20 protein-coding genes and 1 pseudogene are annotated in these 21,033 nt (G+C 40.5%); 12 read left to right on the top strand and 9 right to left on the bottom strand.

The window, feature by feature from the left end:
- The first annotated feature begins 84 nt into the window (after positions 1–84).
- The gene (locus HMPREF0519_RS10425; protein ID WP_003558348.1) at positions 85–576 is read left to right on the top strand and encodes a GNAT family N-acetyltransferase; all 492 of its coding nucleotides are present in this window, start codon (positions 85–87) and stop codon (positions 574–576) included.
- A gap of 111 nt (positions 577–687) precedes the next feature.
- Positions 688–1,398 (top strand): hypothetical protein, encoded by a 711-nt coding sequence (locus HMPREF0519_RS10420; RefSeq protein WP_225429151.1) that lies wholly within the window; start codon positions 688–690, stop codon positions 1,396–1,398.
- Between the two features lie 27 nt (positions 1,399–1,425).
- Here HMPREF0519_RS10420 and HMPREF0519_RS10415 read toward each other — a convergent pair whose 3' ends face one another.
- Complete coding sequence (locus HMPREF0519_RS10415) at positions 1,426–2,859, bottom strand: PstS family phosphate ABC transporter substrate-binding protein (protein ID WP_003636042.1); 1,434 nt, start codon at positions 2,857–2,859, stop codon at positions 1,426–1,428.
- Between the two features lie 184 nt (positions 2,860–3,043).
- Here HMPREF0519_RS10415 and HMPREF0519_RS10410 point away from each other — a divergent pair, with 184 nt between their 5' ends.
- Positions 3,044–3,865 (top strand): zinc metalloprotease, encoded by an 822-nt coding sequence (locus HMPREF0519_RS10410; protein ID WP_003558340.1) that lies wholly within the window; start codon positions 3,044–3,046, stop codon positions 3,863–3,865.
- Between the two features lie 186 nt (positions 3,866–4,051).
- On the opposite strand, the gene HMPREF0519_RS10405 is transcribed toward HMPREF0519_RS10410, so the two are convergent.
- Positions 4,052–4,381, bottom strand: coding sequence for a hypothetical protein (locus tag HMPREF0519_RS10405; protein ID WP_003636040.1), 330 nt, complete (start codon positions 4,379–4,381; stop codon positions 4,052–4,054).
- 197 nt (positions 4,382–4,578) lie between these two features.
- Here HMPREF0519_RS10405 and HMPREF0519_RS10400 point away from each other — a divergent pair, with 197 nt between their 5' ends.
- Entirely contained in the window at positions 4,579–5,028 is a 450-nt protein-coding gene (locus HMPREF0519_RS10400; protein ID WP_225429150.1) for a hypothetical protein, read from the top strand.
- Between the two features lie 162 nt (positions 5,029–5,190).
- Here HMPREF0519_RS10400 and HMPREF0519_RS10395 read toward each other — a convergent pair whose 3' ends face one another.
- Positions 5,191–5,985 carry a CPBP family intramembrane glutamic endopeptidase gene (locus tag HMPREF0519_RS10395; protein ID WP_003636037.1) on the bottom strand — a complete coding sequence of 265 codons (795 nt, stop codon included), beginning with the start codon at positions 5,983–5,985 and terminating at the stop codon, positions 5,191–5,193.
- A gap of 148 nt (positions 5,986–6,133) precedes the next feature.
- Between HMPREF0519_RS10395 and HMPREF0519_RS10390 the strand changes: the two genes are divergently transcribed.
- The 5 genes from HMPREF0519_RS10390 to HMPREF0519_RS10370 all read left to right on the top strand — a co-directional run bounded on the left by HMPREF0519_RS10390 (position 6,134) and on the right by HMPREF0519_RS10370 (position 10,157).
- Entirely contained in the window at positions 6,134–6,439 is a 306-nt protein-coding gene (locus HMPREF0519_RS10390; RefSeq protein WP_003552940.1) for a hypothetical protein, read from the top strand.
- 379 nt (positions 6,440–6,818) lie between these two features.
- Positions 6,819–8,441: a peptide ABC transporter substrate-binding protein gene (locus HMPREF0519_RS10385; RefSeq protein WP_003636035.1), complete on the top strand. Its 1,623-nt coding sequence runs from the start codon at positions 6,819–6,821 to the stop codon at positions 8,439–8,441.
- 189 nt (positions 8,442–8,630) lie between these two features.
- Positions 8,631–9,065 (top strand): MarR family winged helix-turn-helix transcriptional regulator, encoded by a 435-nt coding sequence (locus HMPREF0519_RS10380; protein ID WP_003636033.1) that lies wholly within the window; start codon positions 8,631–8,633, stop codon positions 9,063–9,065.
- Between the two features lie 9 nt (positions 9,066–9,074).
- Positions 9,075–9,515 carry a GNAT family N-acetyltransferase gene (locus tag HMPREF0519_RS10375; protein WP_003552927.1) on the top strand — a complete coding sequence of 147 codons (441 nt, stop codon included), beginning with the start codon at positions 9,075–9,077 and terminating at the stop codon, positions 9,513–9,515.
- Between the two features lie 159 nt (positions 9,516–9,674).
- Positions 9,675–10,157, top strand: a complete 483-nt coding sequence (locus tag HMPREF0519_RS10370; protein WP_003558328.1) for a GNAT family N-acetyltransferase — start codon at positions 9,675–9,677, stop codon at positions 10,155–10,157.
- 150 nt (positions 10,158–10,307) lie between these two features.
- On the opposite strand, the gene HMPREF0519_RS10365 is transcribed toward HMPREF0519_RS10370, so the two are convergent.
- The 3 genes from HMPREF0519_RS10365 to HMPREF0519_RS10355 form a co-directional block, all read right to left on the bottom strand.
- A complete protein-coding gene (locus HMPREF0519_RS10365; RefSeq protein WP_003558326.1) occupies positions 10,308–11,102 on the bottom strand; it encodes an alpha/beta hydrolase fold domain-containing protein in 795 nt (264 codons plus the stop codon).
- A gap of 339 nt (positions 11,103–11,441) precedes the next feature.
- On the bottom strand, positions 11,442–12,404 hold the full coding sequence (locus HMPREF0519_RS10360) for a beta-galactosidase small subunit (protein ID WP_003636031.1): 963 nt from the start codon (positions 12,402–12,404) through the stop codon (positions 11,442–11,444).
- Entirely contained in the window at positions 12,391–14,295 is a 1,905-nt protein-coding gene (locus tag HMPREF0519_RS10355; protein WP_003636029.1) for a glycoside hydrolase family 2 TIM barrel-domain containing protein, read from the bottom strand. Before HMPREF0519_RS10355 ends, HMPREF0519_RS10360 begins: the two co-directional genes overlap by 14 nt.
- Positions 14,296–14,530: 235 nt before the next feature.
- Here HMPREF0519_RS10355 and HMPREF0519_RS13425 point away from each other — a divergent pair, with 235 nt between their 5' ends.
- Complete coding sequence (locus HMPREF0519_RS13425; protein ID WP_003636028.1) at positions 14,531–14,716, top strand: hypothetical protein; 186 nt, start codon at positions 14,531–14,533, stop codon at positions 14,714–14,716.
- A 178-nt stretch (positions 14,717–14,894) separates the two neighbouring features.
- On the opposite strand, the gene HMPREF0519_RS10350 is transcribed toward HMPREF0519_RS13425, so the two are convergent.
- Together HMPREF0519_RS10350 and HMPREF0519_RS10345 are read right to left on the bottom strand one after the other, a co-directional pair.
- Entirely contained in the window at positions 14,895–16,559 is a 1,665-nt protein-coding gene (locus tag HMPREF0519_RS10350; RefSeq protein ID WP_040472796.1) for a glycoside hydrolase family 13 protein, read from the bottom strand.
- A 38-nt stretch (positions 16,560–16,597) separates the two neighbouring features.
- On the bottom strand, positions 16,598–18,010 hold the full coding sequence (locus HMPREF0519_RS10345; RefSeq protein WP_003636025.1) for an SLC45 family MFS transporter: 1,413 nt from the start codon (positions 18,008–18,010) through the stop codon (positions 16,598–16,600).
- 249 nt (positions 18,011–18,259) lie between these two features.
- On the opposite strand from HMPREF0519_RS10345, the gene HMPREF0519_RS10340 reads away from it, so the two are divergent.
- A complete protein-coding gene (locus HMPREF0519_RS10340) occupies positions 18,260–19,246 on the top strand; it encodes a LacI family DNA-binding transcriptional regulator (protein WP_003636022.1) in 987 nt (328 codons plus the stop codon).
- Between the two features lie 90 nt (positions 19,247–19,336).
- Here the strand turns inward: HMPREF0519_RS10340 and HMPREF0519_RS13420 are convergent.
- A pseudogene (locus HMPREF0519_RS13420) lies at positions 19,337–20,032 on the bottom strand (mannonate dehydratase).
- Between the two features lie 188 nt (positions 20,033–20,220).
- Between HMPREF0519_RS13420 and HMPREF0519_RS10325 the strand changes: the two are divergent.
- Entirely contained in the window at positions 20,221–20,880 is a 660-nt protein-coding gene (locus HMPREF0519_RS10325; RefSeq protein WP_003636016.1) for a GntR family transcriptional regulator, read from the top strand.
- The last annotated feature ends 153 nt before the right edge of the window (positions 20,881–21,033 follow it).

The following is a 21,033-nucleotide window of genomic DNA, read 5'->3' as shown; positions in this document are numbered from 1 at the left end:
TTCTCTCAAAATTGTTCACATAGAAAAATCTACCATTATCAGATAAAATAAGAACAGACAATCAGTTAGACAGGAGCTTTTAAGATGAAAATAACTTTCGATCACGCCCAACCACAAGCATTATCCGACATCATGCGGATTGAACATACCGGCTTTTCAGCCGCTGAAGCTGCCACTACCGAAGCTATGAAAGACCGAATCCGGCTTTACCCGGATACATTTATCGTTGCAAAAAATGATCAAGGCCAAGTCGTCGGCTACATTGTGGGACCTTCCTTTAGTCAACGCTACTTAACCGACGAGCTTTATGAAAAGGCGAGACCAAACAATCCAAGTGAAAGCTATCAAACAGTGCTCAGCTTAGTAGTTGACCCTTCATATCAACATAACGGCATTGCCGGTCAATTGCTGGATGAATTGGCAAAGGTAGCTAGAAAGCAAGGACGAACCGCCATTAGCCTCACCTGTTTAAAGAAATTGATTCCTTTCTATGAAAGCCACGGCTACAAAAACGAAGGCGTGGCGGATTCCGATCACGCTGATGAAATTTGGTATAATATGGTGCTTACCTTATAGAAAGTATCATGCCGATCCTTTTGGCTTGTTTGATGATCAAACGCCAACGACATCATTATTGAAATGAAGGTTGTCTGAAAAGTATCTCTTAAAATGAACGGAGGTTTAACTATGTATAAAAAGCGACCTTTAGGGAAATACCGCACATTGCCAACGCCTGATTCGGAACAAAACCTGATTGGTGATCGCTATGCAACAAAAAAAGGGCTGTTAAAACGCTATAGAGTCGGTAGACACAACAGAAAGCATGGTGCTTTTTCCCAATCGCTTCAGTACAAACCACAGTTTGAGAAAAAGGCCGTCAGATTATTTTACGACATGTTTCCCGAAGCCAGTGCAGGAGATGGCAAAGCTTATCGTAATTATTTACGAGGTTATATTGGCAACTGGGACTATGGCTACCTACTCATATTTATCGAAGCTAATGTTCGCATTCACCAAACTTTTTATGGCACCTTAAGTAAACCCCAACAGACATACTTAGACGCCAACCTCGCCATGAAGCACCATGACGACCTTATATTGGATGAAGTCGCTGATGACTACTTCATTGTTGAAAATCAACTATTACAGAAACAAGCAAAATCACTTTTTAATTTAATCCAGAGTGACAATGATTACGCCCTTTTAACAAAACTAATGATCAGGGAAATGATTCGGGCACAGAGATCTTACGTTGGCGCTGACGTTGTCAAAAGAGAAATGCGGCGTTTTATCACAGATTATTTAGTACCTCGAATGTCTAATGGTGCTTTCGCCGGTGAAGAAGCTGAGTATTGGCAGACATTCTTAGCTAAACAAATTGATGATTGGTGGGATTGATGCCGGTAACTGATTCAATTCAGTAAGCTACCTCAACCCCACATATCCGGTTCGATCAATCAATTGTTGGCCGTCCCTGCCTTGTACCCAACGAATCAATCGTTGGGTATTTTTAGTCTGATGACGTCTGCTAATTGCATAAATTTTAGCAATAAACGGATAACTGCCATGACGAATAGTCGTCATATTTGGTTCAATCCCATTAACCCTCAATAATTTAATTTTCTTATTTCGCTTCATTTTTGTCGTATAGAATCGAAACGAATAGCCGAGTGCGTTGGTACGATTGTTGTATCCGGCTACGTCATCAATAATGCCACCCATGCCGTCAACTTCCTGATATTTCAATGGTTTAGCTAATTGATGATTGCGCATGACCAGCTTCTCCATGGCCGTTTGGCTGCCGGAGTTTTCTGCCCTTTGAAACGGCAAAATGGTTTCAAAACGACCACCTACGCTTGACCAAAAAATGGTCTTTCGTTGATAGATTGATTGAATCTGTTTGACGGAAAGACTGTTCACCGGATTCTTTTTGTTAACGAAAAACACAAATGCTTCACTGCCAATCTGAGTCAGCTTCAATTTAACGTTGGCCTTTTTGGCAGCTGCTAATTGTTTTGTGGACGGCTGAGCCATAAAGACAACGTCAGCTTTTTTATGAATCAGTCGATCAAAGGCCTGTGGGGTTGTTCCTACCCGAACTATTTTAGCGGCCTGCTTTGCCGTCATTCCCTTATACAATGTCTGTGCAACCGCTGAATAAATAGGATACGCAGCCGTAGCCCCATCCAAACGGGGATAGTGACTGACAAATCGCAAGTTTGTTGAATGGTCCAAACTCGCCAGATGTGACTTTTTCATAAACGGTCGAAACTGCTTTAAATTAAGTTCACTGGAAGTATCGCTATATGTATGAACGTATCGCAAATTTTTGGCAAATTGCTGGTAAAGTGGCAGTAAGCTAATCAAACAGAGCCCAATTAACCAAGTCATCTGCCTCTTTCCCAGTTTTGGAAATTGTCCAGCCACACTTTGGTAGTAAACAGCACCCAATACCCCTGACCAAAATGTCCCGATAATCAACCATGGGAAAAGGTCATACATTAAAAAAGCACCGGCTATCAGACTGGATAAGTTGTATGGAAAGGCAAATGCAATTAACGGATATTCCGACATAGCAACATAATTGTAACGGTAAACAATCATAATAAGCGAAAAAACACCCAAGTAATAGACCAAAGAAATGATCATTGCTTTTATTTCATTTGAAACGTTGGCGATTTGATTCTTCTTATTGTAGTGATACCAATAAATCCCGTTCAACAATAATGCCGGTATCATTGCCCACCACCAGCCGAGTCCAAAAACACCAATGAATCCGACAATTAACGGTGAAACAATCAGGCTTCTGAATAACTGCCACCAGAACCCTTTCCGGTCATGACGCTTCTTATTTTTCAATTTTCAAACTCCCCTTATATTTATTAAGATGATCATTCCCTCTACATATTCACTATAAATTCTAATGATGAAAATTTCATAATAAACTGGAACCTTTGATGGAGATTTCTTGAACCGGTTCTTAGATGGTGTTATGATTCCAATAACTTATAATGGACTATATGTAAGGAGCTATCATTTGATAATGAAGAAGAAACATTTACTTGCCAGTTTATTGGCATCCCTGACAATCGCCACCGCACTGCCATTTTCCCTTGGATCCCATTTCCAAACACAGGCCTACGCTAAAACCACCGCAAAAAAGACCGTTATCTCACGGATTCAAAAGACACCCGATCTAAATCCGACAAGCAGCGTCCGCTCATTTTCCAAAGCGACTTACAGTCAATACAAATCAACATTCAACAAGGAATATAATGTTGATTTGATGAGCAAGCCGTCTGTCTTTAACCATCACCAAGCGTTGGTTTACACCGCCTCTCCCCAGCTTCGTAAATACTTGGCTGTTTCGATGAAAACCTGGAATAACGCTTTGGGAACAACCGTTTTTAAAACCGGAACGAGCACCAACTACACAATCAGAGTCGGCTTTGGAACGGGTGGTCAAAACGGCAGTCTGTGGGATGGCCTGTACAGGACCAATAAGCTCTGGGTCAATAAATCCCACTTCAATAGTAACAGCTACATCTTGACCGTACTTGAAGCCGTTAGCGGAAAAAAGGTATCCAAGCCAAAGACCGCCGCTGACAAAGCTGCCTACGATAAGTATTACCGCGGCTTCTGGGAAGCAACGATCACCCATGAACTCGGCCATAGCCTGGGGCTGGATCACACACCTTATCTGGACGATATCATGTACGCTCAATCAGGCGAAAGTGCCGGTAGTATTAAATATTCTTGGACGACGTCTAAAACCGGCAATGGTTCTTTCGCGGGATTTACCAACAAGTTATCGAACCGGGATATTAATAGAGCTAAATTAACGAAACTTTTGGGGTATTGGTGATGCTTAAATACCTCTTAAAACGAGGTCGGAATTTCCGATCTCGTTTTTAATTATCTATAAACATATGCTTTTGAAACAACATTTATAACCCATCACATTTTTTAAAGCAAAATAGACACTTATTAAAATACTTAGCGGCATAACGATCAAATCCAACAAAAAGTTTTTCAAACACTTTGCGAAGAATCACAAATAATGACCATCACTTGAATAAGCCAATGTTCTCAAATTTGATTCAGGCATCCGGGCCGTCACCAGATACCGGTCACGATATTGATTAACATCTGTGGTTAACCGTGACTTTTTGTTCGAAAATAACTGCCATTGATAAAGTCGATGCAGGCGATGCCTGACATATGGATAAACCGTGATACAGCCTAGGAGTATCAGATCCACATACCAATTAAACTTAATATGAAATGCCGATACGCTAAAGCTGGTTATGTTAAAAAATAAAATGAGCAAGACACTTAGCGTTCCCCTTTCAAGGCCACGAATCTCATAAGCCATTGTCATCTAACTGCCTCCCATCCTCACTATTTCCAATTAGGTTCTTCGAACTTTTAACTGGTTTCCATTATAAAGACAATCGCTTAAAATTAAAGGGATTCTCAGAAATGTGCCGTATTTCTGAGAAAATGTCTTTAATTTTAGCAATAATTCGCTATACTTTTGACCATAGGCAAGTTTTCAAAAACTGGAGGGACAAAACAATGATCTATAGAAAGACAGGCCGCTTCATCTGCCAATCTCTAATCATGATCGGGTTACTCTACTTCTTCAATGCGGATGGTAGGATGCGGTTCGTGTTTAATTTTAACTGGTTCAATGCATGGCTTTTTTGCTCATGGGTCTCTCAGCTATTCTTAGTTAATCGCAAAACATTTTATTTAACCGGTCAATCACTGCCGACAAAGGGACTGTCAGAATTAAAATCCGAAAGAATCAGAAAACGATCTCCTAAAGATGAATGGGGATTCATCAATCGACGAAAAGAACGCTTATCTCAGTGGCAATTCATGATGCAACTCCACGATGACCAGTGGGGGCTCGTCATCAATATCAGTCTAAGTTTGCTTTATGCGCTACTGGGGCCCTTAATTGCAGGACTCTTTTTTCTGAAAGACCGATATATAACTTCAAAATACCCGCATGCACAATAAAATGACACTAAAAGTCCTTTCAGCTCGACTTCTAATGCCATTCATTGATTTTCAGTAAGTTGTACTGTCCATATTTGCTTGAGATTTCTGTTGCTTGACATAATCGATAGTCAGCAAAATAGCGACCACTAAGCGAGTAAATTAATCATCTTTCACCTCAATTTATAGAAATGATAACCCCGAATGCCAGCGAATGTTCTTGTCAAAACCAATCATAAATGCCAATCCGATCAACAAAACAGGTGTCCAAATAATGAAGAATGCCCCCCATGGGGACCCACTTCCGGTCATGACTTGGGATGAGATGGTTGGCTGCCAGTCAATAAAGAAATGGATGATAATTACCCAAACAAGCGAATTAGTCGTTAATCTGATTGCGACAAAAAGGATGCCCAAAACAAATGCGTAAATGGCTTGTTGAAGTGTGGTCATTAAGGCTTGACCGGCAAGTAAGTTAAATAAATGCAGTAACCCAAAACAACCGCCTGAAACCACCGCCGCCCACGTATAACGGTACTTATTTCGTTCAAATGCTTGCGCGAAAGCCGACAGTAACAGCCCCCGACAGGTAAACTCTTCAAGAACTCCGGCCGATAATGCAACTAATGTATTTGCAATAAACAGATTTGAATGGACCATTGCCAACAGCCGATATGGAAAGCCACTTACGAGCAACAGTAATATTAATAACATACCGATAGTCGTTATCATTATTTTAAGAAAAAGGTTTAATGGCGGCACCGATTTTAAAAGCCGATTGCCTCCCAATCCATAGTACGCAATGCCACCCGCGATAAAAGCGTATGTAAACCTGACAACTGCTCGAAGATAAATCGCCGTCTCACTGTGACCGGAAAACAGTATCGCTCTGGAAACAAAGCTGGTACCAAATAATAATCCAAATAAAATGACAGCGGAAATAAGAAGCTTCTGCCAAGACCAACGTGTTTGTATCAAATTATCCCTACTTTCTTAATGCATACTGACAGGGTATCATATTTTAGCCCCTGAATAAATTTTGTATTTTTTAAATCAATTTGGCTTTAACGGTTTTAACTTGTTATAATGCCAGTGTAAGCCACTCAAACGGAGATGATTTATTTTGATGAACTCAAATTTAAAACGATTAATCAATCCAAAATTTATGAAGTCGTTTGCCATTATGTACTTGGTGGGTGTCACTATGATGATTCTTTTCTCACCTGTGATTTTGACAATGGCTCACTTCTATGAACAAATCGGCTATGGTATCCTGCTTGTGTTACTGCCATTGGGGTGGTTCCACATATTTTTCAATAAAGATTACGCAACCACCCGACTGCTTAAGCTGACAGATACCTTACACTTTGTCGTATTGGCATACGGCATCCTTTATATTGCGTTTGTCCTGTCGATAAACTTTTTATTTTAGTAGGGTTATCAAACTCAAACGGTGGGGCAATAACGCCACTCAAAAAAATAGAACCGCTCAATTAGCGTTGTATCCGTTATTTTGAATAAGGTTCGTTTAAAAAGCGATTCAGTTTTCCTGGATTAATGTCAGGAAAACTGAATCGCTTTTTTATGTCTAAAAATCAACCTTTCTTAAACTGCTGTCACCTTTACTGATCCCCCATCCCTGTCCCTTTCTATTTGAATAAAATCCGTTTATAAGCTTTGATTTTATCAAAAAAGGTTGCATTAAAATTTGATTAAAGTATAATTAATGAAAATGTTACATATTCTAACATCAACTGACCGTTTTCTAATATTTTACTAAGAACGAAAGCGGAACTTAGGGAGGATTTTATATGGGGTCATCAAAACAACTTAAATTATTGGTTGGCATCACCTGTTTTTCAGTACTATTGGTTGGCTGTGGAAAATCCAAACAGTCTTCTGACAAGCAAATTATCCGAACATCAATCGACTCCGAATTAACGTCTGTCGACCCATCGAAAACGACTGCGCTTAACAGTTTTACAGTACTAAATAACGTCGATGAGGGTCTTCTTCGCTTGGGCAAGAATAGTAAGATTGAACCCGGAATTGCTCAATCCTACAAAGAATCCAAGGATGGTAAGACCTACACGTTTAATCTCAGAAAAAATGCAAAATGGAGTAACGGTGATCCGGTCACTGCACAGGATTTCGTTTATTCATGGCGTCGAACACTGAATCCAAAGACTTCTTCACAGTATGGCTATCTTTTTTCAGGAATTAAAAATGCGGATAAGATCCAAACCAATAAAGCCCCTGTGTCATCCCTGGGCATTAAAGCAGACGGCAAGTATAAACTAACCGTCACACTTGAAGATAAGCTGCCTTTCTTTAAACTACTCATGGGCTTCCCGGTATTCTTCCCCCAAAACGCCAAAGCAGTTCAAAAATATGGTAGTCAATATGGGACGTCATCTGACAAACAGGTTTACAACGGGCCATTCACATTAACGAAATGGACAGGAACAAACTTATTGTGGACCTTAAAAAAGAATCCTTACTATTGGGATAAGAAAAACGTCAAATTGGATCAGGTTAAATACAGTGTTGTAAAAGATCCGACAACCGGCCTTAATTTATATAACGAAAAGAAGTTGGATATGGACGGTCTCTCCAATGACCAAGCCAAGCAATACAGTAAGAATAAACACATGGTGACCAGAAATCAGTCATCTTCCTACTACATTGCTTTCAATCAAAAGAAAAAAGTTTTTCAGAATTTAAAAATTCGTCAGGCAATCTCAATGGCCATTGATCGAAAAGTTATGACAAACAAAGTCGTGGGTGGCGGTGCTATCCAAAATGATAGTTTTGTTTCCAAAGGATTGGCCGTTTCGCCAAAGACTGGAAAGGACTTTACTGAAGACGCAACTGCGCCTGCCTCAATGACCTATAATCTACCGGCAGCCAAGAAACTGTTTAAAGCAGGACTAAAACAAGAGGGATTAAAATCACTTAGCTTTACGCTGATGGCTGGGGATGATTATTCTACTAAACAGCTGACAGAGTACCTCCAAAGCGCCCTTGAAAAATTACCCGGCTTGAAGGTTTCCTTAAATAACATTCCTGCCAGAGTTGTCCTGTCACGTCAGGCCGATCAACAATTTCAAGCAACCGTTGCCGACTGGTTCGCCGATTATTCCGATCCGATCACATTCTTAAACATCTTAACGTCTAAGAACCCCAGTAACATTTCAAAATGGAAAAACGCTGCTTATGATAAATTAATTGCTAAAAGCAACGGCCAGGATGCTGATAAACCCGAAGCCCGTTGGAACGATATGGTGAGTGCACAGAACCTGGCATTAAAAGACCAAGCTATCATACCGCTTTATCAGTCAGGGGAAAAATGGTTAATCAATCCTAAGGTCAAAGGAATCATTTATAACACCGCAGGACCAAACTATAATTATAAAAATGCTTATATTAAATAAATTTTGGCAGTCTTCATTTTAAACTTATTCGATAATGGTTTGAAATTTCTAACCTCATTTTAGAAATTTTGAACTTTTTTTTGATTTAAATAAGAAGAATCATCATTAAAAAAATAGTGGACAAAAGCCACTAAAATATTTATAATTAAAATCACGTTCGCCAAATTTTAAACATCCGGAGGGACCGTTTTGCTTTCACAAAAAGAAATTTCCTTGATTCGCGAATTTAATCGAGATTATACGGAGCTTCTTGGATTACTGAACAGGCAGGTATTCAATACCAGTCTAAGTTGGCAGGAAGGACGCATCTTATTGGAAATTAAAATTAACCACCTCATCAACCCCAACGAGATTGCCACCCATTTAAAAATCGATAAAAGCTATACCAGTCGAATCATTAATCGGCTGGTCAAGCAAGGCTTCCTTGAAAAAGTGCGCTCCCTTAAAGACTCTCGTTCCGTTCAATTGAAGCTAACTGCTTCCGGTCAGCAAATGACCAAAAACCTGGATGATAGGTCAAACGAACAGGTGGCACAATTATTATCAAAGCTGTCTGTCGACAAACAGGATCAATTTTATCAAGCCGTTGAAACCATTAATCAATTATTATTTTCCAGAAAGTAGGCATTCATTATGTGGGTTATCAAACCATTCAATCAGTTAACAACCAAAGAACTATTCGACATTCTATATCTTCGAACCAGAATTTTTGTGGTCGATCAAAAGCGAATCTATCAGGAAGTAGATACCAACGATCTTAAGGCCATTCACGTTTTCAAATTAGTCGACGGCAACATCGCAGCTTATGCCCGGATATTCGAGGACGATGGCCAAGTCACGTTTGGCCGTGTCGTTACCGCACCGGAATATCGAGGGAAAGGATATGGCAGAGCCTTAATTGATCATATTATGCAGACAATCCAAACTGATTTTCCAAATACGCCAATCAAAATTGAAGCCCAAATTCAAGTCGAATCCCTATACCAGAAGTTTGGTTTCATCACTCAAGGCGACCCATTTATCTTTCATTCCACACCACACATCAGAATGGTTCATAAACCTTTGGCTGGATGATTTCCGACTCGTCATTGTTAAGTTGACCTTTTAAACCCTAAGCGGTAATTTAGAGATTGCCAATAACGATGACTTATATGAGCTTTCTTTCATGTAATCCTAAACTAATTGAAGAAGTACATGCCTAACATATCATTAATTTGAATTGGAGTAATGTAAATGATACAAATCAGACCCATTGAAAATCGCGACAATTCAGCTTTAGCGCATATTGTTCAACATTCATTAAAAGCATATCAATTAGATATCCCAGGGACAGCGTATTTTGATCCCGAACTCTCTAACCTAAGTCAGTATTATCAGTCAAGCTCTAAACGTCAATACTTCGTAGCTTCCACTGACAACGGTGATATTTTAGGCGGTAACGGCATCGCTGAATATGATGCCAAAAATAGAATTGCCGAATTGCAAAAATTATATTTAACAGAAAATGCCAGAGGAAAACATCTCAGTTACAAATTACTTGATGCAGCAATTAACTTTGCCAAACATGCCGGCTACAAAGAAGTCTATCTCGAAACCCATCATAATCTAAAAACAGCCATTCATCTTTACCGGAAATATGGCTTCTCTGAATTGGGGCATCCTCTAAATCATGGCGAACATTCGGCCATGGATAGATTCTTTATCATGGAAATTTAACTATCTAAGGTGATAAAAACCTTAATTCATCAAATTAGACAAAAAAATAACGGTTCAATATTCTAAAACTGACTTTAGAAGTTATTGAACCGTTATTTTGTATCTGGTCAAGCTTTTTAATGAAAAGATTAACTATCGTAGAATAGCAAGTTAAACCGTCCTATTAAAGAATGCCGCAACGTCATCCCATACATCATCCAAATATCCCTTTGCATGTCGGCTTCCGGTCAGCATCCTGGTCATATAAGGAATTTGGTGATCGGATAACGTCTTTGCCATCGTTAAAACGCCGCTGTTTGGCACAAACTCATTCAAGGAATTAGCCAAATACATTGTGCCAGTCTGATTGGTTACTCTGTGATAAGGAGTTGCCGCTTCATACTGATCCGTTCGGCCGTTGAAATAGTTGGTCACAAACCATTTGTAAAATGGATCGTTGGCACCGGTCTGATTAATATTTGCACTGGCTGTAGCGTTAAATCCGCTGGTATCGCCTTCTGCAGCGACCACGTCCTGATGTTTGCCCAACCAATCATCAATATCCAAAATTCCGGAAAGCGATACGATTGGAATGCCGTATTTAATGGCTAATTCAACCACCATATTTCCGCCGGCTGACGAACCAAATGCGCCGATATGATCATGATCGAACGGTAAATCAGAATTTTTCAGCCACTCAAACAAATGATCCATATCTTCCAACGGTGCCGGATAATAGGCAACCGGTGTAATACGATAAGCTGGTGTAACGACTAAATATCCCAATTCAACGAAACGTTTAGATGAATCGGCATCCTTGGATTTATTGCCACGAAACCAACCGCCGCCATGGATATCGATGATTGCACCCTTAGCCTGTTTCACATCCCCATCATAATAGATATCGGTCTTTTGATGGTTGATCGAATCATATTCAACATCCGTTTTAACAACTAAATTTGCCATTTTTAAATTCCCCCTAGATAGAAATCAAACGCTCAATGTTTCATCACATGAAGTATCTACCCAGAAAGTACTTAAATCAATTAAAGCGTCTTCATAATCAGTGATTCAATCACTCACCCGGATAACCCTTGTCAAAAATATCCCAAAATTAATCATTACGACGAACTTGGATTTTGAACAATGACACTCATCACTGCCGTTATCAGCATGTTATTGATCATATTTTTTCAAGTGACATTTGGGTAATGAATGACAAAAGAGTCCCAGAGACAAATCTCGGAGGCCCTCGTTTATTTCAAATTAAGTTTACATAGTTGTTAGAGACCCACAACCTGAATCTTATTTCGACCCTCGTTTAATCACAAAGTCAAAATCGATATCCTGATCTGCCGGAATATGATATTGAGATTCAACATCCGCACCCCAACTGTCGATACCGCCGACACCACGAACGGCACCTAAAATAGTCACCACGGTTCTTCTTGAAAGCGGAAGTTCCTCAATATGCGTGGCATTTTCCAGTTCTTCTGCAGTGTATGGCAAAGCGCTAAACGCAAATGGCTGATCCACTTTTTCGAAAGTCAGGCTAAATGGGACGCTGGATGAGTCCGCGTTATTCTTAGTACTGTTTCGAGTGACCGTGACCCAGTTTGTCTCCATATGGACACCATTATCTTCCGGTACCAAATATTTTGTGACCGGTAAGCCATCAATTTGATAAACCCCGGGGACACCGCCAGCCATTCGATCAGGATATGTTTCACCCGAAAGACCGTCATACTGATAACCAATTGCCTTTGTTGGTAATACAAAACGCATCCCGAATACCGGTAATTCCGGAAGCTCCTTTTGTCCGGCATAGTGAACAGCCACTTTAATGACGCTATTTGCTGTCACTGTATAACTCACGTCCACCGTTGCGCTCGGAATCGTCAACGTTTCATAATGGTAAATAATCTCAATTTGATCCACAAACTCATTGTTGGAATACCGATTATTTAACGGAGCACCTGGAAAGTCAATCAGCTGATTATTCACTTTAACATCAATCGATTTGACATCGATAAACATATCGGCTCCCAGCCATTGAATTGATTTCTTTGAAAAGCCATTCCCCCGGTCATTATCGGTTGTTGCCCGCCAAAAAGTCGGCTTGGGTTCACGATATAACCATTCCTTACCACCGATGACCAAAGATTCAAGACCACCTCGTGAATAGCTGAAGATATAATGGAAATCATCACCACCAACACCAAGAGTCCCATCGCCGTAAATGACTTTTAACTGACTAGTATTTGCCATAATAGTATTTAACCTCCTGCATTGCTGGTTTTTCTGTCCGATCGGCGAACATCAAGCCATCTCCAGAAAATTCATAGTCGGAAACCCGGTCATCAAAATCGCCGCCATAGCGAAGCACCTTTTGACCGGTTACTTCGTCTTTGACTGCAACCGCCTGATCGATGAAGTCCCAAATGAAGCCCCCCTGATACATTGGATATTTATCAAGGAGACCCATATACGATTTCATACCACCGATTGAATTACCCATATCATGCATGTACTCACATAGTAGGAAAGGTTTTTGCGGATTATCTTTCAAATAAGCCTCAATTTCAGTTGGTGTTGCGTACATTCGGCTTTCAACATCTGAAATAGTTTGTTTATATTTAGGATTATGAAAAACGCCTTCATAATGTACAAGCCTTGATGGATCAACTTCCTTATAGTAGCTGTTCATAGCCTCAATATCATCACCGGCATATGATTCGTTACCAAGTGACCAGAATAAAATACTGGTATGATTCTTGAAAGTCTCATAATTATTTTTAGCTCGATCAAGAACGGCCGCTTTCCATTGCGGAACCGATCCGGGAACGTTATAGGACGGTTCGACACTGCCCAGTTTCTGCCAAGTTCCATGGGATTCCAAATTATTTTCGGCCATCATGTAAATGCCGTTGGTATCACACAGGTAGTACCAGGAAATATGATCCGGATAATGGCAGGTCCGAACAGCATTAATGTTGTTTTTCTTAAACGTTTCAATATCCTGCTTCATATCCGACATTGTGACAACCCGTCCGGACTCGGCGTCCCATTCGTGGCGGTTAACACCTTTGATAATCAGTCGCTTGCCATTTAGGACAATCACTTTATCCTGATTGATTTCAATTCGACGAAAGCCGAACTGGTATGGGACAACTTCCAATGTCCGACCATCTTTATCCGTCAATGTGATCGTTAACTGATATAAGTACGGATTATCGTTGTCCCAGAGGTGAATTGTCTTAAACGATGTATCGGCCAATCGAACATCGCTGTCAACCTCACTTCTGCTTTCATAGACCTGCTTGCCTGTTGCGCCAGCAACGGTTAAATGGGCAACAACGCCACTTTGCTGACCGGAAAACTGAGCTTCAACCTTTAATCGTCCAGATTGAAAATCATCGTTCACGGTTGGCTTAATTGATAAATCCTCAATATGAACAGCCGGTTGAGCGATTAACGACACATCGCGGAAAATGCCAAAGAAACGAAACATATCCTGATCTTCCAAGAAACTGGCCGTACTGCGGTTGAATACTTCTACAGCCAAGGTATTCTCTCCATCAGTCAAATAAGGTGTTAAATCAAATTCGTGAGGGGTAAAACTATCTTCAGCATAGCCCAGAAAATGACCATTCAGCCAGGCATACATTGCGGTTTCAACGCCCTCAAAACGAATGCGGACATCATGGCCCTGTAAATCCGGGTTCAACGTAAATTTCTTAATGTAGGCACCAACATGATTGTCTTTGCCCTTGCTAAACATACCGGCTTCATCTTGATCCGGTCCCATTGTAAACGCTGGTCGGCGGAATTCTTTGCCTTCCCATGGATAAAACGTATTAATGTAATGAATCTTATTATATCCGGCAAATTCAATTAATCCAGGAACCCGAATTGTATCAAAATTGCTGGAATCAAAATCTGCTTTATAAAAATCTTTTTGACGACTCATTGGATCCTTGGCATAAGAAAATCGCCAATCACCATTTAATGATTGAACAAAACTACTTTGATCACGTTCAATTTCATCTTGATTTCGATAAAATCTGTGATCACTGTGTGCTGGTAATTCGTTAATCCGAAAAACTTCTGGATCGTCTAACCAGCGGCTATCTGCTTGAGCTTTTTTTTCGTGACTCATCTATCACTCACACTCCCATACGCAAATTTAAGTTCCAACACCAATGTAAGCGCTTCACACATTTTTGTCAACATCCTTATTAAACTGTATTAAAAATATTTAATACAGTTTAATGCGGTTTGCATCTTTTTGCATAAAATTTAGTTCTTATTATATAAACGCCATTACCCGCTTACAGTATTTACAAATACTCCTTTATTGTTAAACTATTTCCTGCCGTTGTTGTAGGCCACGCATGATCAAAGAACTTCATGGATCGTTCCCACAAATGAACACCATGCCAACCGGTGGCGTTAACTTGGATAATCTTCAAGACTGGTTCGCTGCCGTGCAGTTTGTGCAGGTACAGGCGGTAATTTGGTTGCCCCGGGTGCTGTCGGCGATTATGATCAAGTTACAGAGAACACCAAGCCATATATAAAGAGGCTCAACGCTATCAGAAACAAGTAAAACAGGTCTTTGAAACCATCTCAAGTCAATAACCAGAAATATAATCATCACGCCTTGAATTAAAAATTACTTACACAAAAAGACAGTGTCTTAAGCCTACCAACCGGTGGACCTGATCACACTGTCTTTTTGTCAATGTTGCATTTCATTTATTTGATATAAACTTTACTTTCATAAGGACGAAGTTTAACACCCTGATCATCATCGTAGTTACTGATCAACAACTCATCGGCACTGGCCTGATCATAGTCTCGAATAACCGTTTGATCCGTAAAATTACTCATCACCAGCAATGTTTTACCGGCATAATGACGCCGATAAGCAAACACTTCAGAGTTTTCCGAATCAACTTCCTCATAAGTACCGTAGCGAATCAATTCGGAATCATGCCTTAATGCAATCAACTTCTGATAGTAGTAGAAAACGGATTGCGGATCTTCAAGCTCACTTGCAACATTGATGGTCTTATAATTGGGATTCAATGCAAACCATGGCTTTGCCTGACTGAAGCCGGCATTTTCCTGATCATCCCATTGCATCGGTGTCCGAGCATTATCTCGGGAAACGTTTGCCAGATACTTCAACATCGTCTGACCATCAACATCGTGATTCTGATCAACTAACTCATGATAGCTGTTAATCGATTCCAAATCTTCATATTGATCCAAACTCGTGTAGTGAACATTTGTCATTCCGAGTTCTTCACCCTCATAAACGTAGGGGGTCCCCTGCATCATATGAAGCGTATTACCAAGCATTTTTGCGGCACGTACCCGATACTTCGGATCATCATTCGCAAATTTCGAAACAGCTCTTGGCTGATCATGATTATTCCAATACAAACTATTCCAGCCCTTGCCGTCTAATTCAACCTGCCAACGCGATAATGCCCGCTTCAAGTCTGTTAATTTAACTGGGGCATCATTCCATTTCCCCAGCCGTTTGTCCGGATTGGCACTTAGGGAAACGTGCTCAAACTGAAAAACCATGTTCAATTCATTGCTCTTTAAGCCGGTATATTCAATCGCATCTTCCGGTTTGGAACTTGGCATTTCCCCTACCGTCATGACATCATAGTGCGACAACACTTGATCATTCATTTCATGCAGGTAATCATTTAATTTAGGCCCATCGGCAACCACGTTTTCAACAGTGGCGTAATTTGCAGGTGCAGGCGCATCAGGGAGCCCATCAGGCTTGGAAATAAGATTAATGACATCCATTCGGAAACCATCAACACCCTTATCCAACCAGAAACGCATCAGCTTCCAGATTGATTGTCGAACTTCTGGATTTTCCCAGTTGAGGTCGGGTTGTCCCGGTGCAAAAAGGTGCAAGTAATACTGTCCCCGTTCTTTAACGTATGTCCATGCAGATCCACCAAACGCCGCACCCCAATTATTGGGTTCGTGACCATCCACCGGATCGCGCCAAATATAATAGTCGGCATACTGATTATCACGAGATTTCTTACTTTCCTTAAACCATTTGTGTTGATCGGAGGTATGGTTAACCACAAGATCCATTAACAGCTTGATGCCATTTTTATGCGTCGCTTCAAGCAGGTTGTCAAAATCATCCATTGTGCCGTAAATCGGATTAATTGCCTCATAGTCAGCAATATCATAGCCGTTATCCTTATTCGGTGATTGATAAATAGGATTCAACCAGATGACATCGACTCCCAACTTTTTTAGATAGGGCAATCGACTCTGAATACCCGGTAAATCGCCGATTCCGTCGTTATTGCTGTCTTGAAAACTCATTGGATAGATTTGATAGACAACCGAATCCTGCCACCACTTGTGTGCCATACTAAACATCCTCCATTTTTTAATTTAAAATCCTTCACTTATTGATTAATTGCTGATTTTTCAGAATAAGCCGGATGAATCATTCCAACTGCCAAAGCACCGATAAACATCATCACACCGGCAATCACAATCATTCCGGGCATTGATTTTCCGATCAATGGGAAAAGGGCAAAGCTGGCAACCGATGCGATAATTTGCGGTAAGCAAATCCCACAATTGAACAGTCCCAGATAAGCCCCTTCATTTTCACCATGAAGTGACTCCGTGAATAATGATAATGCTTCAGTCTGCATTGTCAGGTAACTGATACCGATTAGAGCAAACGGCACAATCAGCAGCATTTGTGAATGGACAAAGAATACCCAAATCATACCGGTACCACCCATAATCAAACCAATTCTAAACCAGAATTTACGCTGCGTGGGTTTCGTGTGTGACAGAACCAAAAAGCCCCAAATAACCGCGGCCAATGATTCAACACAGGTCATAATACCAAACCAGTTTCCGGCTGCCTGATAACCGGCAGATGCTGGATTACTGGTATTCCAAACATTTTTAGCAATTGCACCCGTTCCGTAAGTCCAGATGTATTGAAAAGCAAACCAGTCAAACAATTGAACAAATGAGACTTCCCAGAATGACCGGGGAGCTGTTTTAACCAAGTGCCAAAGACTTGGCTGTTTTTCTTTCTTCTTATCTTCCGAAATACCATGATAGCGTGCATAAGTCATTGGATCGTACTCTTTAACCGACCAGATGGTGTATAGCGATGTCAAAAGCAGGACGCCGGCACCAATATAAAAGGCCATCTTAACGGACAAAGGTACTTCACCTTTTGGCGCAACGTTTGAAACCCCAATCCAGGTTAACAGGAATGGAAAAATCGTAGCAAGTACACCGCCAAGATTGGAAAATGATTGTTGCCAAGACCATGCTTTATCCTTTTGATCTTCGTTAACCATGTCACCAATAATCATCTTAAACGGCTGCATGCAGACATTTGATGATAAATCCATAAATAGAATCGTAATGGCACCAAACATCAATGCAGCAAGCGATGCATAGCCAAAACCAAACGACCCGGCATTTGGAAGCAAAATCATGACCAACGCAGCGATCGGTGCGCCAATCATCAGATATGGCATCCGTCGGCCAAATCGATTCCACGTTTGATCCGAATACTTACCAATTAATGGCTGAACAACCATTCCCGCAAGAGGCGGGAGAATAAAGAAGAAACCTAATTTTGTCGGATCTGCGCCAATGGTTTGAAAAATCCGTCCCATTTGCGAAGACTGTAATGAAAACGCCATGTTGACGCCGAAGAAACCGAATGTCATTGCAAAAATAGTACTTAATTTTAACGTTGGCAGTCCCTTATGCTGTGGCTTGGCTTCGGATTGAACCTGTGCCTGCCCGGCGATCTTACCAACTTGTTTTTTAGCAATCATATGAACTCCCCCAATATATACAGGTATCAAGATATATTATTTGTTACGGAACCGTTTTATATCATTTGGCCAATTGATATAAATTGATAGAAAACGGTTTCATCAACTTCTATACTGAAGATATTAACATTAAATGCAAACGGTTGCAACTCTTTTATATCACTTGCACAAACGTTTACAAAAATAACAGAATTTATATGGTAGAATAGTTACTAATATGATTCATGCTTTAGAAAGGAAGCGGCGAAAATGGGCACCACAATCAAGGATATTGCAAAATTAGCGGGGGTGTCACCGGCAACCGTTTCGCGAGTTTTGTCAGGTCAAACCGATTTTTACTCAGAAAAAACGGCTAAGAAAGTGAAACAAGCGGTAAAAAAATTAGGCTACCAAAAAAACACCAGTGCCGTTGAATTAGTCACTCAAAAAAGCCATGTTCTGGCAGTCATTATCAGTACAATTCAGACCAACGCTGCCGATCAAATTATTGACGGCATTCAGGAAACAGCAATGAAGAACGGTTTGGATGTTATTATTTTATATGCGGGCGAGAAGAACCTTGACTTACAAAGACGTGCGCTGGAAACGGTTATTGAACGTACCGTCATGGGAATTTTGTTGGTAGCGATCGATTTAAATACAAAGAACGATGCTTTGTTGAGATCGGCAAACATCCCCTTTCTATTTCTCTCCATCGGGTTTCTCAAAGGACGGTTCCCGTTCATCTCATCGGACGACTTTCAAGTCGGCTATCAGGCAACTAAATATCTCATGGATAAGGGACATACCAAAATCGGCTTTGCGGCAGCTGATCCCGAAACGGTTATCGGCCAGTTACGATTAGCCGGTTATTGGAAGGCACTGTCCAGCAATCATGTCACGCCAAAACTAGATTGGGTTTATGATGGCGAGTTCACATATGATGATGGTATTTCCGCAATGTCCTATTATGAACAACACACCGACTTAACAGCAGCGGTCGCTTCCAGTGACCTCGCTGCCATCGGCATGTTGAACCAGGCCCAAAAATTCGGTATCCGGGTACCAAACGATTTTGCCGTTATCAGTATCGATGGCACTTTTCTATGCACGATCATGCGGCCCCAAATCACAAGTGTTACCCAATCATTTCGAGAAATGGGCGTCAAGGGTGTTGAAACCCTCCTCAGTCAATCTATTAAACAATTCAAGTCACTTTATACGCCTATTAAAATTACCGAGAGGCAAAGCAGCTAACACCTTCATCAAGCACAAAAGAATTGGCATCTGACCCATTTTCATCATGGTGGATGCCAATTTTTTCTTCTATAATAATGACCCGCAAATTTAATTAGACGTTTTTTCTAACGCTTCCCAAAGTCCCAACAAATAAGTAATGCCGAGGGCGCGGTCATATAGACCATAACCGGGATGACCATCCTCGCCCCAAATATTTCGGCCGTGGTCGGGACGAATATCCCCGTCATAATCGGTATCATATAAAGTGCTTTCATAATGTCAAACGTGTCTAGAGAACCTTCTGACGATGGATGAGCAGATTCATGAAATGCATTTTCGCCAACATACTTGATGTTATGAACCTGCATAAACGAGACCCTATCTTTGGGAACAAATCAGCGGATAATCGACGGTAGATCATTTACCGGATTTTCTCCCAAATTCCCGGTACAAATGGTAAACCCGTTATAACGTGATTCATGAATCTGTTCAATTCTAATCATATCGTCACGATCTTTGAAAATCCGTGGTAAACCAATCAAACACCGGCATAAAGTTATAGCAAATAACCTTAATACCCACTTTCGAAAGATTCTTAATTGTCTGAATGTAATTTACAATATACTGATCACGACTAGGCAGGCCGATTTTAATGTCATCATGTCTATTAACCGACTCAATCACTTCGAGCTTTAAACCCACATTTTCAACCTATTTTGTTTGAGGGATCTGTCTGATTTCTGCTAGCGAGAGCGGGTCATTCTTCTGACCAAACCAACGAAACCCTATTTTAAGATTTGCCATAGTTTCCTCCTACAGAAAAGTTTTAATCTGCCAAAAATAACATTCTAGTATATTAATCAAAACTGATTTACCAAGCCCGGAAAGCACTGTCAAATAATATTATATCCTTTCTATTCAGCCATGATTGTCGTGACAGAATAATATTAGTATACTGATTTTAATAAAACAAAAATATGAAGAATTAACCAATGAAAAGCCTTAACGAAATTGCTTATCAAACAATCCTTGATGATATTTTAAAACTTAAATTAACCTCAGGTGAACGGGTTCAGGATAAAAACCTGGTAGACAAATTAAATATTAGTCGAACCCCTGTCCGGGAAGCCATTTTACGCCTTAAAAACGACGGCCTCATGGACACGGTTCCACAAAGCGGTACATATGTCACCAAAATCAGTTTAAAAAGTGCTTTAAATGCCCGTTTTGTCCGCCAAAATGTGGAACGAAGCGTCGTAGAAGAAGCATCTCAAGAAATGAGTGATTTCGATGTACTGGATGCTCAAAATGTGATCGAAAAGCAAAAGCTGGCTGCCAAGAACCGAAACAGTGTTGATTTTTTCTACTTGGATAACGACTTTCACAAAAAGTTTTATATGGCAACCGGCAAAGGTGAAATCTGGAATTGGTTGAAGGTACTCACACTTCAACTAGACCGTTATCGCTTTCTTCGAATTCAGAAAGCAGAAATGCCATGGGAAGAATTAATTGAGCAGCATCAAGGCATCCTTGACGCGACAAAAAGTCACAACCAGCAATTAAGCGGTCAACGTGCCTTTGACCATCTGACCCTGATACTTGCTGAAAAGAAAACACTTGTTTCAGAATTCCCGGATTACTTTATCGATTAATTTTGAAAATCCATATGCGATTATTTAAAACTCATCCGCCTATCTCCCTCTTTTGATAAGCTCATTCAAAAGAGTTTTTTTAAATAATCGCCAGCAATTTGATATATTAATATGCAATTAGTGTAAGCGGAACCAAATATTCGAATTTAAGAG

This window comes from Lentilactobacillus hilgardii DSM 20176 = ATCC 8290 (assembly GCF_000159315.1).
GTDB classification, from domain to species: domain Bacteria; phylum Bacillota; class Bacilli; order Lactobacillales; family Lactobacillaceae; genus Lentilactobacillus; species Lentilactobacillus hilgardii.
This window is presented reverse-complemented; position numbering and strand designations above follow the sequence as displayed.

What these genes read in the sequence shown, in the direction of transcription:
- HMPREF0519_RS10425 (WP_003558348.1), top strand. Translation starts at nt 85, where the DNA reads ATGAAAATAACTTTCGATCACGCCCAACCACAAGCATTATCCGACATC.
- HMPREF0519_RS10420 (WP_225429151.1), top strand. Translation starts at nt 688, where the DNA reads ATGTATAAAAAGCGACCTTTAGGGAAATACCGCACATTGCCAACGCCT.
- HMPREF0519_RS10410 (WP_003558340.1), top strand. Translation starts at nt 3,044, where the DNA reads ATGAAGAAGAAACATTTACTTGCCAGTTTATTGGCATCCCTGACAATC.
- HMPREF0519_RS10405 (WP_003636040.1), bottom strand. Translation starts at nt 4,381, where the DNA reads ATGACAATGGCTTATGAGATTCGTGGCCTTGAAAGGGGAACGCTAAGT.
- HMPREF0519_RS10400 (WP_225429150.1), top strand. Translation starts at nt 4,579, where the DNA reads ATGATCTATAGAAAGACAGGCCGCTTCATCTGCCAATCTCTAATCATG.
- HMPREF0519_RS10390 (WP_003552940.1), top strand. Translation starts at nt 6,134, where the DNA reads ATGAACTCAAATTTAAAACGATTAATCAATCCAAAATTTATGAAGTCG.
- HMPREF0519_RS10385 (WP_003636035.1), top strand. Translation starts at nt 6,819, where the DNA reads ATGGGGTCATCAAAACAACTTAAATTATTGGTTGGCATCACCTGTTTT.
- HMPREF0519_RS10375 (WP_003552927.1), top strand. Translation starts at nt 9,075, where the DNA reads ATGTGGGTTATCAAACCATTCAATCAGTTAACAACCAAAGAACTATTC.
- HMPREF0519_RS10370 (WP_003558328.1), top strand. Translation starts at nt 9,675, where the DNA reads ATGATACAAATCAGACCCATTGAAAATCGCGACAATTCAGCTTTAGCG.
- HMPREF0519_RS10365 (WP_003558326.1), bottom strand. Translation starts at nt 11,102, where the DNA reads ATGGCAAATTTAGTTGTTAAAACGGATGTTGAATATGATTCGATCAAC.
- HMPREF0519_RS10360 (WP_003636031.1), bottom strand. Translation starts at nt 12,404, where the DNA reads ATGGCAAATACTAGTCAGTTAAAAGTCATTTACGGCGATGGGACTCTT.
- HMPREF0519_RS10355 (WP_003636029.1), bottom strand. Translation starts at nt 14,295, where the DNA reads ATGAGTCACGAAAAAAAAGCTCAAGCAGATAGCCGCTGGTTAGACGAT.
- HMPREF0519_RS13425 (WP_003636028.1), top strand. Translation starts at nt 14,531, where the DNA reads ATGATCAAAGAACTTCATGGATCGTTCCCACAAATGAACACCATGCCA.
- HMPREF0519_RS10350 (WP_040472796.1), bottom strand. Translation starts at nt 16,559, where the DNA reads ATGGCACACAAGTGGTGGCAGGATTCGGTTGTCTATCAAATCTATCCA.
- HMPREF0519_RS10345 (WP_003636025.1), bottom strand. Translation starts at nt 18,010, where the DNA reads ATGATTGCTAAAAAACAAGTTGGTAAGATCGCCGGGCAGGCACAGGTT.
- HMPREF0519_RS10340 (WP_003636022.1), top strand. Translation starts at nt 18,260, where the DNA reads ATGGGCACCACAATCAAGGATATTGCAAAATTAGCGGGGGTGTCACCG.
- HMPREF0519_RS10325 (WP_003636016.1), top strand. Translation starts at nt 20,221, where the DNA reads ATGAAAAGCCTTAACGAAATTGCTTATCAAACAATCCTTGATGATATT.